At 60.9% G+C, this 16,388-nt stretch carries 14 protein-coding genes and 2 tRNA genes; 7 read left to right on the top strand and 9 right to left on the bottom strand.

Annotated elements, in window-relative coordinates; genetic code table 11:
• Positions 1-30: 30 nt before the first annotated feature.
• Positions 31-795, top strand: a complete 765-nt coding sequence (locus ACIPOO_RS22400; RefSeq protein WP_274130154.1) for a TerC family protein — start codon at positions 31-33, stop codon at positions 793-795.
• Positions 796-1,311: 516 nt separating this feature from the next.
• Positions 1,312-1,998, top strand: a complete 687-nt coding sequence (locus ACIPOO_RS22395; RefSeq protein WP_400609901.1) for a cysteine peptidase family C39 domain-containing protein — start codon at positions 1,312-1,314, stop codon at positions 1,996-1,998.
• A 148-nt stretch (positions 1,999-2,146) separates the two neighbouring features.
• Here the strand turns inward: ACIPOO_RS22395 and ACIPOO_RS22390 are convergent, their stop codons facing one another.
• Positions 2,147-3,430 carry an NAD(P)/FAD-dependent oxidoreductase gene (locus tag ACIPOO_RS22390; RefSeq protein WP_400609899.1) on the bottom strand — a complete coding sequence of 428 codons (1,284 nt, stop codon included), beginning with the start codon at positions 3,428-3,430 and terminating at the stop codon, positions 2,147-2,149.
• A gap of 205 nt (positions 3,431-3,635) precedes the next feature.
• On the opposite strand from ACIPOO_RS22390, the gene ACIPOO_RS22385 reads away from it, so the two are divergent.
• A tRNA-Val gene (locus tag ACIPOO_RS22385) sits at positions 3,636-3,712 on the top strand.
• 204 nt (positions 3,713-3,916) lie between these two features.
• On the opposite strand, the gene ACIPOO_RS22380 is transcribed toward ACIPOO_RS22385, so the two are convergent.
• From ACIPOO_RS22380 to ACIPOO_RS22370, 3 genes are all read right to left on the bottom strand, one after another.
• Positions 3,917-4,135, bottom strand: coding sequence for a hypothetical protein (locus tag ACIPOO_RS22380; RefSeq protein WP_274130151.1), 219 nt, complete (start codon positions 4,133-4,135; stop codon positions 3,917-3,919).
• A gap of 152 nt (positions 4,136-4,287) precedes the next feature.
• Positions 4,288-4,623, bottom strand: coding sequence for a hypothetical protein (locus ACIPOO_RS22375; protein ID WP_274130150.1), 336 nt, complete (start codon positions 4,621-4,623; stop codon positions 4,288-4,290).
• 95 nt (positions 4,624-4,718) lie between these two features.
• Complete coding sequence (locus ACIPOO_RS22370; RefSeq protein WP_400609896.1) at positions 4,719-5,759, bottom strand: hypothetical protein; 1,041 nt, start codon at positions 5,757-5,759, stop codon at positions 4,719-4,721.
• 229 nt (positions 5,760-5,988) lie between these two features.
• On the opposite strand from ACIPOO_RS22370, the gene ACIPOO_RS22365 reads away from it, so the two are divergent.
• From ACIPOO_RS22365 to ACIPOO_RS22355, 3 genes are all read left to right on the top strand, one after another.
• Positions 5,989-6,065 (top strand) — tRNA-Val (locus ACIPOO_RS22365).
• A gap of 231 nt (positions 6,066-6,296) precedes the next feature.
• A complete protein-coding gene (locus ACIPOO_RS22360) occupies positions 6,297-6,851 on the top strand; it encodes a DUF4174 domain-containing protein (RefSeq protein ID WP_400609894.1) in 555 nt (184 codons plus the stop codon).
• Positions 6,852-6,923: 72 nt separating this feature from the next.
• Positions 6,924-7,268 carry a 2-oxoacid ferredoxin oxidoreductase gene (locus tag ACIPOO_RS22355; protein ID WP_274130147.1) on the top strand — a complete coding sequence of 115 codons (345 nt, stop codon included), beginning with the start codon at positions 6,924-6,926 and terminating at the stop codon, positions 7,266-7,268.
• An 884-nt stretch (positions 7,269-8,152) separates the two neighbouring features.
• On the opposite strand, the gene ACIPOO_RS22350 is transcribed toward ACIPOO_RS22355, so the two are convergent.
• On the bottom strand, positions 8,153-8,785 hold the full coding sequence (locus ACIPOO_RS22350; RefSeq protein WP_400609892.1) for a hypothetical protein: 633 nt from the start codon (positions 8,783-8,785) through the stop codon (positions 8,153-8,155).
• A gap of 150 nt (positions 8,786-8,935) precedes the next feature.
• A complete protein-coding gene (gene dacB, locus ACIPOO_RS22345; RefSeq protein ID WP_400609890.1) occupies positions 8,936-10,402 on the bottom strand; it encodes a D-alanyl-D-alanine carboxypeptidase/D-alanyl-D-alanine-endopeptidase in 1,467 nt (488 codons plus the stop codon).
• A 317-nt stretch (positions 10,403-10,719) separates the two neighbouring features.
• On the opposite strand from dacB, the gene ACIPOO_RS22340 reads away from it, so the two are divergent.
• A complete protein-coding gene (locus ACIPOO_RS22340) occupies positions 10,720-11,064 on the top strand; it encodes a YggL family protein (protein WP_274130144.1) in 345 nt (114 codons plus the stop codon).
• Positions 11,065-11,132: 68 nt separating this feature from the next.
• Here the strand turns inward: ACIPOO_RS22340 and ACIPOO_RS22335 are convergent, their stop codons facing one another.
• From ACIPOO_RS22335 to ACIPOO_RS22325, 3 genes are all read right to left on the bottom strand, one after another.
• The gene (locus ACIPOO_RS22335; RefSeq protein WP_400609888.1) at positions 11,133-14,768 is read right to left on the bottom strand and encodes a transporter substrate-binding domain-containing protein; all 3,636 of its coding nucleotides are present in this window, start codon (positions 14,766-14,768) and stop codon (positions 11,133-11,135) included.
• Between the two features lie 8 nt (positions 14,769-14,776).
• Positions 14,777-15,403, bottom strand: coding sequence for a response regulator (locus ACIPOO_RS22330; protein WP_400609886.1), 627 nt, complete (start codon positions 15,401-15,403; stop codon positions 14,777-14,779).
• 363 nt (positions 15,404-15,766) lie between these two features.
• Positions 15,767-16,165 carry a response regulator gene (locus ACIPOO_RS22325; RefSeq protein ID WP_400609884.1) on the bottom strand — a complete coding sequence of 133 codons (399 nt, stop codon included), beginning with the start codon at positions 16,163-16,165 and terminating at the stop codon, positions 15,767-15,769.
• Positions 16,166-16,388: the final 223 nt, after the last annotated feature.

Raw genomic sequence — 16,388 nt, 5'->3', positions numbered from 1 at the left:
CTTCTCGAACCGTATCAGGATGTGTAGAGCATGGAATATCTTCTGGAACTGGCGGCAAGCCCCACGGCGTGGATCGCTCTGGCGACGTTGGTGGTCATGGAAATCGTGCTGGGTATCGATAACCTGATCTTCATCTCGATCCTGACCAACAAGCTGCCGGTGCACCAACGCACCAAGGCGCGCCGGGTCGGCATCAGCATGGCGTTGATCCTGCGCCTGGGCCTGCTGACCACCGTGGCCTGGATCGTCCAGTTGACGGAGCCGGTCATTGACATCCTGGGGCAGGTGTTCTCATGGAAGGACATGATCCTGATTGCCGGTGGCCTGTTCCTGGTGTGGAAGGCGACCACCGAGATCCATCACAGCATGGATGCCAAGACCGAAGAGGAAAAAACCGTTTCCAGCACCGTGACCATGGGCATGGCGGCTGCGATCGGGCAGATCCTGATGCTGGACCTGGTGTTCTCCATCGACAGCATCGTGACCGCTGTCGGCATGACCGAACACTTGCCGATCATGGTGATCGCGGTGATCGCGGCTGTCATCGTGATGCTGGTGGCGTCCGAGCCCCTGGCCAAATTCATCAATGACAACCCTACGGTCGTGATGCTGGCGCTGGGCTTCCTGATCATGATCGGCATGACGCTGATCGCCGAAGGCTTCGGCGCCCATGTACCGAAAGGGTATGTGTACACCGCGATGGCGTTCTCGGCCCTGATCGAGGGCCTGAACATGCTGGCCCGTCGGGCGAAGCAGAAGAAGGCGGACGCCCAGGCTCAGGTTCAGAAGGTCTGAGTCAGGCCCGGGGTTAAACGCCACGCCATTGAAAACGGTCGGGATGGGAACACCATCACCGACCGTTTTGTCATTTCAGCTATGGATCCGAGTCAGAAAAAGTTTCAGTGCGCGTGGGCGTGACGATGTTTGCGCGACGGCGCCTGAGCGGGTTTCACATTCGCGTGGGTACGGTGTTGCGGATGATGGCGGCGGGATATGCGCATCACACCCCACAACATAGCGCCAGCGACAGCCAGCCACGCAGCGATCAACATCACAATGGTCATTCCGAGGCTCATGGATTCCTCCGGTCTTTTCTTTTCGTCTCTTTGTAACCGACAGTCTAGTACGCCCGTTGTTGCTGAAAATTGACCGAAGGTCGAGCGGGCAGGACCGATTTGTTCTATCCCGGCCTCCTGACTGCATGTTGAGGCTATACCCGGACGGGCTGCGGTTCTATGATCGGCGCTCGGCCGGGTCGCGGGTTGCCCGGCGCCAGACAAGCGAGTGAACAACGTGTCGGTACTGTCTCGAATGGATAGCTCTGCAATCAAAAGGACGTGGTGCGCAATGGGCCTGGCCCTGTTTCTGGCCGGCTGCGCGGATTCCCACGGCTACAAGCCCGGGTACCCGGCGATGTACAAGACCCTGCCGGACCGGGTCGAGATCAACTCGGTGCCGTTCTTCCGTGGCCAGGCCTTCCAGAGCGGGCCCAATGCGCTGGCCAGCATGTTGACCGTGCATGGCGTGCAGACCACCCCGGGCCTGTTGGAAAAACCGCTGAAGCTGCCGGGTGCAGAAGAAAAGCTCGACCAGAACATGAGCAACCTGGCCCGTGAGTATGGCTTTGTGGTGTACCCGGTGGACCATCAGTTCACCGACCTGCTGGCTCAGGTGGCGGCGGGTTATCCGGTGCTGCTGCGTTTCTCGGAGGGTTCGATGTGGTGGAAGGACCAGCGCTATGGCGTGCTGGTGGGCTTCAACCAGAACAAGCGCACGGTGCTGATTTACACCGGGCTTGGGCGGCTTACGGTGAGCTTTGACGAGTTCACCTCTGACTGGAACAACGCCGGCAACTGGGCGGTGCTGGTGCAGAGCCCACGGCAGTTGCCCACACCGGTAGACCGCGACCGCTGGCTCAAGGCCGCCAATGACCTGGCGCAAGCCGGGCAGGAGCAGGCAGCAGGGGAAGCGGTCAAGGCGATCAATAGCGCCAGGTGACGGCGGGTACGCGGTCCGCTCATACCTGTGGGAGCGGGCTTGCCCGCGAATGCGTCAGGACTGACGATTCGATGGTGGCTGATCCGACGCCTTCGCGGGCAAGCCCGCTCCCACAGTTACCCGCCGTCGCCTGCAAGCCGGATCGCGGTCAGAACCCCAGCTTGTCCCGCAAGCTGTAATACCAGGCGCCCATCGCCGTCAGCGGCGTACGCAGCAGCTGCCCGCCCGGGAACGGGTAATGCGGCAGGCCGGCGAAGGCGTCGAAGCGCTCGGCCTGGCCGCGCAGCGCCTCGGCCAGTACCTTGCCCGCCAAATGGGTGTAGGTCACGCCATGGCCGCTGCAGCCCTGGGAGTAATAGATGTTGTCGCCCAGACGCCCCACCTGCGGCAAGCGCGACAGTGTCAGCAGGAAATTGCCGGTCCAGGCGTAGTCGATCTTCACGTTCTTGAGCTGCGGGAAAGCCTTGAGCATCTTGGGCCGGATGATCGCCTCGATGTTCGCCGGGTCACGCGCGCCATACACCACGCCGCCACCGAAGATCAGACGCTTGTCGGCGGTCAGGCGATAGTAGTCGAGCAGGTAATTGCAGTCCTCGACGCAATAGTCCTGAGGCAACAGGCTGCGCGCCAGTTCTTCGCCCAATGGCTCGGTGGTGATCACCTGCGTGCCGCAAGGCATCGATTTGGCCGCCAGTTCCGGCACCAGATTGCCCAGATAGGCGTTGCCCGCAACAATGATGAATTTCGCCCGGACCTTGCCCTGTGCAGTGTGCACGACGGGGTTCGCACCACGATCGATGCGCACCGCCGCCGATTGCTCGTAGATCACGCCACCCAGCGATTCCACCGCTGCCGCTTCACCGAGGGCCAGGTTCAGCGGATGGATGTGGCCGCCACTCATGTCGAGCATGCCGCCGATGTACTCGTCGCAGGCCACGACTTCACGAATGCGCCGCTTGTCCATCAGTTCCAGCTGGGTATGCCCGTAGCGCTCCCAAAGCTTTTTCTGCGACTCCAGATGGCCCATCTGCTTGGGGGTGAGCGCGGCAAACACGCCGCCGTCCTTGAGGTCGCACTGGATCTGATATTTGGCCACGCGTTCGCGTATGATGCGCCCACCCTCGAACGCCATCTGGCCCATCAGTTGCGCCTGTTTGGGGCCGACCGTGCGTTCGATGACGTCAATGTCGCGGCTGTAGCTGTTGACGATTTGCCCGCCATTGCGACCCGAGGCACCGAAGCCGACCTTGGCGGCTTCCAGAACGGTCACCTTGAAACCGTTTTCCAGCAGGAACAGGGCGCTCGACAGCCCGGTGTAACCGGCACCGATGACGCACAAATCGGTTTCCACTTCGCCTTGCAGCATGGGCCGGGCAGGGGCGGAATTGGCCGAGGCGGCGTAGTAAGACTGAGGGTATGCGGTGTTCGTCATCCTGTAAGCCCCTGTTTTATATTTTAAACGAATGCGTCGATCCTACCTGAGATAACAGGGCGCCACCAGCGGGTTCGAGGGGTAAAAGTGTCTTAGATATGTGCCACTTTGCCCGCGTGTCGTTCAAAATTCCATAGTATTCAAAGAGTTGTGAAAATTACCGCTTGACAGTTTGTCGAATATTCGTAGAATGCCAACCCACAGCAGGCACGTAGCTCAGTTGGTTAGAGCACCACCTTGACATGGTGGGGGTCGTTGGTTCGAGTCCAATCGTGCCTACCAGATAAATCCGCTCTGCTGGCGGTAACGAAAAGGGCGATCCGAAAGGGTCGCCCTTTTTTGTTATGCCTGTGTCAGGCACGCGGCGGGATGAGTTCAGGCTTCTGAAACGTGCGGTAGCAATTTGATATCCAGCCAGTCAAAATGCGTGCCTCACCTTGATCGCCATGGGTGCGACATGACTGAAGCAGTGCTGGTTGCGTTGCGCTAACCCTTGGCGCGTACGATGCGGCCCGCCCTGATTTCGTCGACGTAAGCGCGCAGCCTGTCGGCATCCCGGTATTGCTGGTTCATCAGGTGCAGCACGGCGACCACGTCCACATCATCGATGCTCTCGGCCAGCCGGCTGATTTCTCCTGCGGTTCGTTCAAGATTGCCGGCGATGGCGTTCAGATCGCGCTTGAATTCCAGCGCTGACTTTTTCATTCCCACGGTATCGATCCCCCAGGACAGAACTTGGTTAGCCCTGTCCCGTCTTAACAGCGCAGCATAACAACGGCGTGATAGTAGCCGTTGTCAGGGGCGTTATCCGTCGGACGATTCCGTGATGGAGGTAGGTGATTTCTGAACGCTACAGCTCAGCCGCCAACACCGCCCGCGCTCGAAGAGCTGCCTGACGACCCCTTGGAATTGCTGCCGGTAGAGCCGCTACCGGTGGTATCGCCGCCGGGAAGGTCCGCGTCATTGTTGCGGGTGTCAGTGCCGGTATTCATGCCTCGACGAATGCCGGTAGCCGGGTCGCCCTTGTCCTGATCGGTGCCCTGGCGCTGCATGTCGGCTCCTTGGGTTCTGGGGTCCACGCCCATCTGTGATGGCGTGGGGCCCATCTCCGGTGCTGCCGCTCCCGCCAGTGTGGTCAGGGAGGTGATGCTCAGTGCACAACCCAATGCCAGTGCCGCAAATGATGTGTTCATCAGGAGATCTCCATGTCTTAGGTCCTGTCCTGATGTTGGGCTGTCGGATCTCGAACATAGTGCCATCATGGCGACCAGCGGCGGTCCGGCGCCGATCATGGTGGCAGGGGAGGCGGTGTGTCGGGGACAACGGTTTCCAGGGATGACGGCAATAACGGCGCATCGCCCAGACTGCCTTCGATCTCTCCTGCCAGGTAATACACCCCGGACATGACGCCGAATTCCGGGTTGTCGATCAGGCTGCGCTTCTTGTCATTGAGCGCTGTATAGAGGCTGTTGCGCATCTGTTCTTCCATCGAGGCGCGTTCGTTCTGATGGGTGATGGCACCGAACCCGGCCATACCCACCGAAATCATCAGCCCGGCGACCCTGCCGACGGCCGCCGCAATGGCACTGGCCGCGCCCCGGGGCGCAAGGCTGGCTTCGAGTTTTTCGCTGGAGCGAATGGCGACCGAAGAGATTCCCGCATCAGGCCTGCCTGCTTCCGGTCCTGTCGCGGCCCGGTGGATACGCTCGATGAGGGCGATGTAAGCGGGCAGCTTCACCAAGGGTTCGGCATGCACCAACTGGTACAGGGTGGCGTCGTTGCTGGACGGTGGCGCAAGGGAGATGGCCGGAATGTCGTTCAGGTGCGCGGCGAACTGATCGTCGGGAATGTTGTGCTGCTGTGCAATCTGCGGCAACTGCTGACCCAGTTGCTGGATGTAATACGCCGTTGCCTGATGGATGACCGCTTCGGGGTCGATCTGTTTGGACACAGGGTCCAGCACGCGTTCGTGATATTGCTCTTGCAGGTAGGCATCCAGGCGCTGGGCGGCGGTCGGCTCACCTTTTTTAGCGCTGACTTTGTACCAGCTCACTTTCAGAGTCAGCCACTGCTGGGTCCAGTAACCGGCGAACCAGGGGATGAAGTGCGTCTCGGTGCGCTGGTAGACGCTGTCCATCCAGCTGTCCATGGTCTGGGTGGCGTACTGGCGGGCGGGAAGGGTCGCGTTCTTGGACGCCGCAACGATTTCCTGATCCACCTGATGCCAGGTCTCGGCGGGAATCTGGACGGCGGCGGGCGCAGGTTTGTGAGCGGATGCGCAGCTAGCGAGTATCACTATCACGGGAAACAGCAGGGCGCGCACGTTCACGATGGCAGTCCCCTGGGTGTCTGGGCAATCGATCCGCAGCAGGCCCGAGCGGGCAAGCCACTGGTTTTTCCAGTATAGGCAGTGAAAAAGCCGGGGGCTCTGCGGGTGAGAACTTCCCGAGCCTGCGAGGTGGGCGACGGGCACCGCAAAAAATTCGCATATTCATAGGGTTAGTGTGAAAAAAGACGTTGACACACTTTTGAAATTCCGTAGAATGCCGCCTCACAGCAGGCACGTAGCTCAGTTGGTTAGAGCACCACCTTGACATGGTGGGGGTCGTTGGTTCGAGTCCAATCGCGCCTACCAAACAAAATCCGCTCTGCTGGGCGGTCACGAAAAGGGCGAATCGAAAGATTCGCCCTTTTTTGTTGTCTCGAATTTATCAACCTGCAGCGCCCGTCATACGAGGGGCATGCACCTCTCGGCGATATCCAGCCGCCTGCTTTCCCGAAAAAAATCCTGATTTTTCAATCCATCGGCTGGACCTTTTGCCACGATGCGCGATCATCAGTGCATGGATTTCGAAAGGAGGTGCGTATGTTAAGTCGGTCACTGACCCTTGCCATTCTGTTTGCCGTGTCCAGCCCGTTGCTGGCGGCCGACAGCGATACCCCACTGGCCCAGGAGCGTGGCAGGTCTCGTCCGTTGATCATCATCGCCTCAAGTTCGGTGGACCCGACGCTGGTGAGCCTCAAGAAGAGTCTCGACGAGCCGGCCAACAAGGAGGCCTTCACCAAGCGCAACATGGTGCTCTATACCATCGTCAACATGATGGGCAAGCGTGACGGCAAGGACATGGACGCCCAGTCGACCATGGCGCTGATCCGCGATCTCAAGCTGGGCGCGCGGGCGGGCTCCGAGGCGCAGGTGATTCTGGTGGGCAAGGACGGCGAGACGAAGATCGACCACAAGGGCGCCATCGATCCCAAGGAGATTTTCAGCACCATCGACCAGATGCCGATGGCCGAGAAAGAGGCCGCCGCGGCGGCACCGGTTGCTCCTGCCGCAGAGCCCAAGGCGGCTGCGAACGGCAAGCCCGGCAAGGCTGGCAAGGCGGCTGCGTCCGCTCCGCCGGCGCCGCTGGATGACTGACCGGGTGTGACAAAGATAGGGGCGGCTTTGGCTTGCTGCTAATATCGCTCCTTTTTGATCGAAAGGACTGTCATGAAACACTGGGCGGGAGCTGTAGCGCTGGCGATGCTGGCGGGGTGCATGAGCTTGAATTCGACGCGTTCGGCGGGGCCGGTGCAGGTTTATGCCAGTCAGAAGCCTGCGGTTGCGGTGGCTGAGTGCATCAAGGTGACCTGGGCCAATGTGCAGATGTTCGGCGATGTGGCGGATGTGTTCATGGACAAGGGCAAGCCGGGTGAGTTTACGGTCTATACCACCGAGGGTGAGTATTTTGCCGATGTGGCGGGCAAGGGTGGTTCGACGGCGATCAGTTTCTATGCCAAGGCGGGTGGCAAGGCTGTAGATCAGCGTGGGGCGGCGTTGGCTACTTGTCTTTGATCTGCTGATGGTTCGCCTCCCGCAGCATGATCGCTGATCGCTGATCGTTCCCACGCTCTGCGTGGGAATGCCTTGGGTGACGCTCTGCGTCACCGGGGGGACTTCCAGATCGGGGTAGATCCGTTTCTTGGGATGGTGCTGAGTGCGCCTTCCGCCCTTACGGCGGGTCACTTTTTCCAAGAGCTGAAAAAGTAACCAAAAAAGCCCTGCGACAGGCTGGGCCTCGACTGCGTCTCGGTTCCCTCCCTCCGGCGCCGTTCCGGGGGCACGCCGTGATGGGCCGTCCCTGGCCCGCACGGCTTTCGCGGCTTCCTGCCGCTCATCCCCCTCCACGACACCTGCGCTCGGCCTGGCGCCTTGACGTCGCGTCCGGCGGCGCCTGTGCCATCGCGCACCAAGATCAAAAGCCTTGGTTGTACACCGCCCCGTAGCAGCACGGCTTGCCGGCGGGAGCGATCTTGAGGGCGCCGTCGCGGGCAAGCGCGCTCCTACAGACATAGACACAACCCGTAGCAGTCCGGCTTGCCGGCGTCGGCGATCTTCAGGCCGCCCCCGCCGGCAAGCTGTGCTGCTACAGGGGGGCGCCTGGTTTAGGCTGCGTCCGGACGACGATGTGCGCAAGATAATCGTTCCCACGCTCTGCGTAGTAACGCCTGATTTGCCGCTCCGTTGCTTCGGATGTCGCGTATGAAGATCAAGATCAATAAATTCGGCTGTACACCGCCCCGTAGCAGCACGGCTTGCCGGCGGGAGCGATCTCAAGGGCGCCGTCGCGGGCAAGCGCGCTCCTACAGATATAGACACAACCCGTAGCAGTCCGGCTTGCCGGCGTCGGCGGTTTTCAGGCCGCTTCCCGCCAGCGAGCTGACTCCCGCGAGGCCTTTTTACATCGGCGGTGTGACGCCATTCTCACCCGCTGAAATAGACATCGCGTTCAATGCGCCGTCTTCGGCTTTCTGGGCCTGGAGCACGATTTTCACGCCGGGTTTGAGAAGTGTGCGGTCGGCCGGTACCAGGTTGACGATGGGCACGTCGTCGGGGATGACGATTTTCTTCTGGCCGCCTTTGTAGTTCACGGTGATGGTGCGGCCATTGCTGTTGACCAGGTCGCCGACGGAGCCGTTGGTCATGGTGCTGTCCTTGCCCAGGTCGAACGCGCGGTGGCCGTCGCCGGTGCCTGCCATTTCGGGCGGGAAGACATGGACTTCCAGTGCCTTGAGGGTGCCGTCCGCTTGCGGAACCGCGGCTGAGCCTACGTAGCTGCCGGGCTTGATGTCGGCGACCTGGGCGAGGGTCACGCCGCGTACCTGGGTGTCTTTGGTCAGGTTGACCTGCAAGTCTTCGCCGCGATTGCTGTGCACCTTGAGTACGTCGCCATCGACAGCGGTGATCGCGCCGCGCACTCGGGTGGGTTTGGCGTCGTCGGCGAAGGAGGGGATGGCCATGAGCAGGGCTGACGCCAGCAGGCTGGAGGTCAGCAGGGTGTCGAGCAGTCGTTTGCCGGTGGTGAGTTTCATGGTGGTCACAGTCCTGTGGGTCGGAGCGAGTGACTGAGCATAGCGCCGCTGGTGGGCGCTGTTCATGACGTCTGTGTCAGAAACGGCAGTGGGCAATGGGCAAAAAAAAACCGATCCAGCGAGGGATCGGTCTTTTTCACGACAGAGGCATTACTGCTGCAGCGATATCGTGGTGTTCGCCAGTTTTGGCTGGTTGAACATGCTCACCAGCACTTCATCGAGAATCGACGAGGCACCCCATGGCCGAGGGTCGTTGAGGATGGCGACCACGGCCCAAGTGTTGCCGTTGCTGTCACGGCTGAAGCCCGAGATGGCGCGCACGGTGTTCAGGGTGCCGGTCTTGATGTGGGCTTCGCCACGCAGCGCGGTGCGTTTGAGGCGCTTGCGCATGGTGCCGTCCATGCCGGCCAGCGGCAGGGAGCTCATGAACTCGGCTTGATACGGGCTGTTCCAGGCGGCTTGCAGCATCTGCGCCATTTCCCGGGCGCTGACACGTTCGGCGCGGGACAGGCCCGAGCCGTTCTCCATTACCAGGTGCGGGGCGGTGATGCCTTTCTTCGCCAGCCACTGGCGGATCACTCGCTGCGCAGCCTTGGCATCGTCGCCGTCGGCCTCGTTGCGGAACTCCGAACCCAAGCTCAGGAACAGTTGCTGGGCCATGGTGTTGTTACTGAACTTGTTGATGTCGCGAATGATTTCAGCCAGATCCGGCGAGTAGGCCTTGGCCAGCAGTTTGGCGCTGCCCGGCACGACGTCCAGGCGGTCCTTGCCCAGGATGGTGCCGCCCAGTTCCTGCCAGATCGCGCGCACCGCACCTGCGGTGTAGGTCGGATGATCGAGCAGCGACAGATAGGTTTGCGAGTTGCAGCCGTCACCCAGTTGGCCGGACACCGTCACGGTAATGCCGCCGTCGGCTTCCGGCACCGGGTTGTACAGCACGTCACCGGTGCACTTGTTCGACGCCAGCGCCTTGACCTGGTTGTTGATGCGGATCGCGGCAATCGGCGGCTCCACCGACACCAGGATCTTGCCGCCGTCGTTGCGGGTCACGAAGCGCAGGGCCTTGAGGTTGACCATCAGCGAGTCGGGGCGCACCAGGAACGGTTTGTTCTTGTCGTTGCCGTCATCGTCGAACACTGGCAGTTGCGGCTGGACGAAGTGGCTGCGGTCGAGCACCAGGTCACCGGTCACCTGCTGTACGCCGTTGGAGCGCAGGTCACGCATCAGCAGCCAGAGCTTTTCCATGTTCAGCTTCGGGTCGCCGCCACCCTTGAGGTACAGGTTGCCGCGCAGCACGCCGTTGCTCAGGGTGCCATCGGTGTAGAACTCGGTCTTCCACTGGTGGGTTGGGCCGAGCATTTCGAGTGCCGCATAGGTGGTGACCAGCTTCATGGTCGAGGCCGGGTTGACGGAGACGTCGGCGTTGAAGACGGTCGGGGTACCCGGCCCGGTCAGTGGCAGCAACACCAGTGACAGTGCGTTGCTGTCGAGTTTGCTGGCCTTGAGGGCCTGCTCGACCTTGGGCGGCAGCGCGGTATTGATGGGGGCGGCAGAAACGCAGAAAGAAATCGGCAGAAGCAGGGAGGCGAGAAACAGGGGACGCAAAGATTTAATCATTCAATAAAACCCTACTGCAAGACCAGATGGAGAGGGGATGGATTCCCTCATGACTCGAAAAACCGGAACGGGTGAAAAAGTCCCGCGCCGCCGGAAGGTACAGAAGCCCTCCGATAAAGCGGCATTATGCCGCAAGCTTTGGTGACTTGCGCCAGAGTATCGCCGTCAAAAGCGGCTATTTTTGCAAATGCCTGCCGATTGTCACGTTAAAACCTGACTTTCTGCGCTGTGTCGTCGGGCGACGGCGTGGTTTTCGGGCTTTTGGGCGCCCAAGCTGGTAGAGTGCCGCCCGATATTTACTTTTGAGGATTGTTTCCATGGCGACTAATCGTTCCCGCCGTCTGCGCAAAAAACTGTGCGTCGATGAATTTCAGGAGCTGGGCTTTGAATTGAACCTGGAGTTCAAGGAAGACCTGGACGATGCGGCGGTCGATGCCTTCCTCGACGCTTTCCTGGAAGAGGCGATGGATGCCAACGGTCTGGACTACGTTGGCGGCGATGACTACGGTCTGGTGTGCTCGGCCAAGCGTGGCTCGGTCACCGAAGAGCAGCGCGCCACCGTCGAAAGCTGGTTGAAAGCTCGCAGCGAAGTGACCAAGGTCGAAGTCAGCCCGCTGATGGATGCCTGGTACCCTGAGAAGCCGATCAACCCGGTTGCCTGACTGCTACCGCGTTGAACAAGGGGAAGCTGGCGTCGAGCCTGCTTCCCTTTTTGCTTTCTGTGACCCTGTCAGCGCTGCTGGTGCTGTAACAGCCCTTGTTCCAGCGCGGCCATGGCCTCGACGAGGCGCTGTCCCAATGGGGCGAGCAGCGTTTCACCGGCGTGGTCGTCGCACGCCAGTTCCAGTTGCCCGCACAAATCGATCACCCGGCCCGCGCTGATGATCTTCGCCGCGCCCTTGATCTTGTGCGCGACGTCATGAATCTCCTGCCTGTCACCCCGTGCACTCGCCTGGACCAGTTCGGCGGCGTCGTCACGGCAACTGCGGATCAACTGGTCGATCAGGTGCTGGATCATTTCCGGGCGATCCCCGGTCAATGCCACGATGCTGCTCATCTCGAAGGGCGGGCTGCCGCGCTGCTGCTGCTCCGGGCGCCCTGGGCGCACGCCGACCCGTGACAGGCGATCATTGAGCGCGTTCAGGCTGATGGGTTTGAACAGGCAGTCGTCCATGCCCGCCTCGCGGCAGCGCTGCTTCTCTTCGGGCTGGGCGTTGGCGGTGAAGCCCAGCACGATGCAGGGTGCAAGGCCTTGCTCCTGTTCGTGGGCGCGGATGGCGCGCGCCAGGTCATAGCCGTTCATCACGGGCATGTTGCAATCGACGATGACCAGATCGAAATGCCGGGCCAGCCAGTGCTCCAGCCCCTCGGCGCCCTGTTCGGCGATCTCGCAACGATGCCCCAGGAATCCCAGTTGCTGACACAGCAACAGGCGGTTGGCGGGATGGTCGTCGACCACCAGGATGTCCAGTGTGGCCGCGCCGTGGGCGTCGTTTTCTTTTGGCGCGGGCAGGTTGGCCAAGGGGTCGAGGGTCATCAGCTCGAAGGTCATCTGCACCCGGGTTCCGACGCCCGGCTGGCTGTCAAGGGTAAGGGTCCCGCCCATCATTTCGCACAGGCTGCGGCAGATCACCAGGCCCAGCCCGGCGCCGGTCCTTGCCAGTTGCCCGCTGTTGTCCGCCTGGGCGAAGGGGGCGAACAGGCGCTGCTGGTCTTCGTCGGAAATCCCGATGCCGCTGTCCTGGATGACCACCATCAGGCGGATCAGCTGTTCACTGGTGGCGTCCTCGCTCTGCAGGCTGATGCGAATCTGCCCCTGCGGGGTGAACTTGATCGCGTTGCTGATCAGGTTGGAGAGAATCTGCTTGAAGCGCAGCGGGTCGATCAGCACGTCGATGTTGGTCCGGCTGTCCAGGTCCAGTTGCAGGGTCAGGCTCTTCTGCCGGGCCAGGCCGTCGAACACCCGGACCACCGACTCGACCAGTTGGCGCAGGTTGGCGCGTTCGGGACTGAGGGTCAGGCGGCCTGACTCGATGCGGGCGATGTCGAGAATATCGCCGATCAACTCCAGCAGGTCCTTGGCCGAACTGTAGGCCACCTCAATGGCGGGGCGGTCGAGCTGGCCCTGATCGGCGCGCTTGAGGGCCAGTTCCAGCATGCCGATGACGGCATTCATGGGGGTCCTGATTTCGTGGCTCATGGTTGCCAGGAAGGTGCTCTTGGCCCGGTTTGCGTCGTCGGCCTGCTGCTTGGCCGATTGCAGGTCCTCGATCAACTGGCGCCGTTCGCTGATGTCGATCCAGCCGCCGATGATGCCCTGGACCTTGCCCAGGGAATCACGGAACGGCAGGATCCAGTGATAGATGGTCAGCGAGCGGTCGCCGATATGCAGCGAGCGGTCCAGGATCAGCGGCGCGCCATCGGTCATCACCTGCTGATAGTCGGCAACGTACTGGCGGGCCTCCTGGGCATCGCTGAGCACGCCGTCCAGGATGGTCTTGCCGATCACCTCTTCGCGCCTGGCCGAAAACGCCGTCAGGTAGCTCTCGTTGCACATCTGCAACAGGCCCTTGCGATCGCGCACGTAGATGGGGTGCGGCGTGCCGTTGACCAGCGCGCTCATGAATTCGAACTGATCGCTGAGCGCCCTTTCTGCTCGCTCGCGCTGTTTGATCTGGCGGCGCATCCAGGCGTTCCAGGCCAGCGAGCCGAGCAGCAGCAAGCCCGCACCGACGACGATCTGGTAGACCAGCAACTGGTAGTCCTGCCAGGCGCCGCGGCTGGGTGGGATGTAGGTTCTCCAGCGGTTGTTGATCACGGCCAGGTCTTCGGGTGCGATGCTTGACAGGGCCTTGTCGATGATGGCCGTGAGCTCGGTGGCATTGCGCGAGGTGGCCATCGCGATGCGTGCCGGCTCCTGGCCTACCGTGACGCGCATTTGCAAATCGTTCTGCAGGGCCCGGGAAGAGATGTAGTAGCTGGCGCTGAACAGCGAGGTGACGGCGCCTTCGACCCGGCCGTGGGCGAGCATGTCCAGTGCCTGTGGCGGGTTGTCGACTTCCACTGGATAGATGCGCGGATGCTCTCGCCGCAGGTAGGGCAGGGTCGGGCTGCCGAGGGCCAGGGCCACGCGTTTGCCATCCAGTTGTTCAAGGTTGGCGGGGCTCGCCGGCTCCTTGCGGGTGACCAGCACGAAGGCGTTGTCCATGTACGGGCGACTGAAATTGAAGCGTGCCTCGCGCTCGTCGCTGGGCGCCAGCGCGCCGATCAGGTCGGCCTGGCCCTGGCTCACGCGGTTCATCATGTCGGCCATGCTGGGTGCGCGGCTGACTTCGAATTGCAGGCCGGTGCGCAGGCGGATCAGGTCGAGCAGGTCGGCGGTCACCCCTCGAAAGTTGCCGCTGGCATCGAAGAAGGTCAGGGGGGCGTAGGCGTCGTTTATCAGCACGCGCACCTTGGGGTGCTGGGCGATCCAGCGCTCTTCGCGCTGGGTGAGCAGCAGTTTCTGATCGGTCAGCAGCAGGTCGGTGCCCGCGCCCCAGCGTTTGGAGATGGCAATGCGTTCGTCGATCGGGATGCCCTTGAGCACCAGGTTGACCACGTCCAGCAACGCTGTGTTGTCCGCGCGCACGGCAAAGCTGAAGCCGTTGGCCTCGTGCTTGCCGAAGTTGGCCATCTGGATGTTGTTCAGATAGCCCTTGCTGATGACGTAGTGCGTGGAAATGGCATCGCCCAGGAAAACGTCGGCCTGATTGAAGGCCACGGCGTTGATCGCGCTCTGGAACGAGGGAAAGAGTTCCAGCCGGGCCTTGGGGTACAGCGCCCTGATGTCGTCCGGCGGCAGGTAGTGGTACGCCATGCTCAAGCGCAGGCCGTTGAGGCCATCGGTCAGCGACCGGGTCTCGCCGGTGCGGGTGACCAGCACCGGCTGATCGACCGCGTAGGGCGATGACAGGGTGATGCGACCCGTGGCGGCCTCGTAGCCATTGGCGCTGCCCAGCAGGTCGATCTGGCCGTCGACGAGGGCGTCGATGGCCTGGTCCCGCGTTTCGAAGCGCAGGACCTTGACCGGCAGCTCCAGGGCGCGGCCCAGGATACCGGCGTAGTCTGCGGTGAAGCCTTCGTAATCGTGACCGGTCAGGGTCATGTCGAACGGGGGGTAGTCCGGAGCGGTCGTGCCCAGGATCAGTTCGCGCTTGTTGCGCACCCACTGCCATTGGGTTCGATCCAGCGTGACGTCCATGTGCGCCGGATTCGAACGACTCAGCAGGGTGTAACGTTCGGCCGCATGGGCCTGGGTCTGAGCGGTCAGGCTCAGACAGGCGAATGCGGCTGCTATGCAGTAGTCCTTTAGCCCCTTCGACATCCTATCTCTCACACCAGCGAATTGCGTTTAGCCATCTCTATTAGTTCAACCAGAGTCTTGGCTTTGAGTTTTTGCATGAGGCGGGTCTTGTATGTACTGACCGTCTTGTTGCTCAGGAACATGCCCTTGGCGATTTCCTTGTTTGTTCGCCCCTGGGCAAATAGCTGCAATACCATCAATTCGCGGTCGTTGACCAGTTTGAAACGCTCGAGTTCGTCCGGGTCACCATCGCGGGCCGACATTGCGCCGAGCGCCTGGCTTGGAAAGTAATTGTAGCCGGATAATACCGCTTTCACCGCGCTGACAAGTTCACTGAGGTCTTCCTGTTTGCATACATAACCTGCGGCACCCGATTGCATGCAACGTATTGCAAAGAGCCCCGGTGCCTGGGCGGTCAATACCAGAATCTTTGCGGGAAGATTCATGGCGTTGAACCGGGCCAGCACCTCCAGGCCATCGAGCTTCGGGATGCTGATGTCGAGAATGATGAGGTCCGGCATGCATTCACGCACCATCTGCATGGCGTCGACGCCATTGTCGGTCTCGCCGACGATCTCGTAGTTTTCGTTTTCCAGCAGCATTCTGATGGCCAGGCGAACGACGGGATGATCGTCGATGATAAAAACTGAGTTCATGATTCAATCCATAACAGGCAGCGAAGAAAGCGCGAACCTTATCGCAGATGTTCGAGGGCGCGCATGGACAGAACAGGTCTGCGGCCATATATAGGAAAGTTCCTACATGATTTAGCGGCTTTCCGTACGTAAATGCTCGTAATGTGCATAAATGTTTAAAAAATGCAAAGCCTGCAGCCAGGCGAAAGCAGTTATCAGAATGCGCCCGTTTATTTCGATTAGGAATGTTCCTACATGAACATAAGTATCGAGCTACATATTTAAACAGTGTCAGATTTTGAAACAGTCAGGCGCCGTTTCACCTTTTCGGGTGTGCGCGCTATCTTCATTTGCATCAATCTGTGATTGGATGTCGAAGTGGGGTCAGAGGTCACTTGATTCGGGTGATATAAGTTGCAAAAGTTCAAGGGTGTTCATGGGTTTTGTCAGGCAACCCAGTAATGGAAGCCCTCGGCGGCGGGCTTCGCTTTCGATCTCGGCAAGCTGCGTGGGCTCAAGGCCGCTGAGCAACACCGCGTGGCGAATCAGCCCGCGCGTGCTGGCAGTCTCGATCAGGTCCGCGCCGTCCATGCCCGGCAGGCGCTGGTCGCAGAGCAGAAGGTCATAGGGCTCGGGGCTGCGCTCCAGCGCTGCGAGGGCTTCGGTGGCGTTCAACGCAGGCGTCACTCGATACAACCCGTGGTTGTTCAGCAGGACCTGCAAGGCGATGAGCTGGAATGGATGATCCTCTACCAGCAGGATTCGTAGGGTATGTCTGGGCATCGGGTCGTCCGGAAAGAGGCATGGGTGGCTGATTGGACAGGGCGCTCGTCCGGGAGCAGGCGCGGTGAGGCGTTCAGGGCTGGTGAGTATCGGGACCGGCCTGTGGGACGGCCGGATTATTCGGCAGGTGCTGTGAAGCGACGATAGGCCGTTTCCGAGCGCCTTGTAGGAAGTTTCCGAGAATTCGGTTTTCTTTTCCTGAAATGGTGAAAAGAAAAGCCCG

It is taken from the genome of Pseudomonas sp. NPDC090201, from assembly GCF_044746825.1.
Classification (GTDB): domain Bacteria; phylum Pseudomonadota; class Gammaproteobacteria; order Pseudomonadales; family Pseudomonadaceae; genus Aquipseudomonas; species Aquipseudomonas putida_AD.
This window is presented reverse-complemented; position numbering and strand designations above follow the sequence as displayed.

What these genes read in the sequence shown, in the direction of transcription:
- ACIPOO_RS22400 (WP_274130154.1), top strand. Translation starts at nt 31, where the DNA reads ATGGAATATCTTCTGGAACTGGCGGCAAGCCCCACGGCGTGGATCGCT.
- ACIPOO_RS22355 (WP_274130147.1), top strand. Translation starts at nt 6,924, where the DNA reads ATGAAACACTGGGCGGGAGCTGTAGCGCTGGCGATGCTGGCGGGGTGC.
- ACIPOO_RS22380 (WP_274130151.1), bottom strand. Translation starts at nt 4,135, where the DNA reads ATGAAAAAGTCAGCGCTGGAATTCAAGCGCGATCTGAACGCCATCGCC.
- ACIPOO_RS22325 (WP_400609884.1), bottom strand. Translation starts at nt 16,165, where the DNA reads ATGCCCAGACATACCCTACGAATCCTGCTGGTAGAGGATCATCCATTC.
- ACIPOO_RS22390 (WP_400609899.1), bottom strand. Translation starts at nt 3,430, where the DNA reads ATGACGAACACCGCATACCCTCAGTCTTACTACGCCGCCTCGGCCAAT.
- ACIPOO_RS22375 (WP_274130150.1), bottom strand. Translation starts at nt 4,623, where the DNA reads ATGAACACATCATTTGCGGCACTGGCATTGGGTTGTGCACTGAGCATC.
- ACIPOO_RS22350 (WP_400609892.1), bottom strand. Translation starts at nt 8,785, where the DNA reads ATGAAACTCACCACCGGCAAACGACTGCTCGACACCCTGCTGACCTCC.
- ACIPOO_RS22395 (WP_400609901.1), top strand. Translation starts at nt 1,312, where the DNA reads ATGGATAGCTCTGCAATCAAAAGGACGTGGTGCGCAATGGGCCTGGCC.
- ACIPOO_RS22335 (WP_400609888.1), bottom strand. Translation starts at nt 14,768, where the DNA reads ATGTCGAAGGGGCTAAAGGACTACTGCATAGCAGCCGCATTCGCCTGT.
- ACIPOO_RS22330 (WP_400609886.1), bottom strand. Translation starts at nt 15,403, where the DNA reads ATGAACTCAGTTTTTATCATCGACGATCATCCCGTCGTTCGCCTGGCC.
- ACIPOO_RS22340 (WP_274130144.1), top strand. Translation starts at nt 10,720, where the DNA reads ATGGCGACTAATCGTTCCCGCCGTCTGCGCAAAAAACTGTGCGTCGAT.
- ACIPOO_RS22360 (WP_400609894.1), top strand. Translation starts at nt 6,297, where the DNA reads ATGTTAAGTCGGTCACTGACCCTTGCCATTCTGTTTGCCGTGTCCAGC.
- dacB (WP_400609890.1), bottom strand. Translation starts at nt 10,402, where the DNA reads ATGATTAAATCTTTGCGTCCCCTGTTTCTCGCCTCCCTGCTTCTGCCG.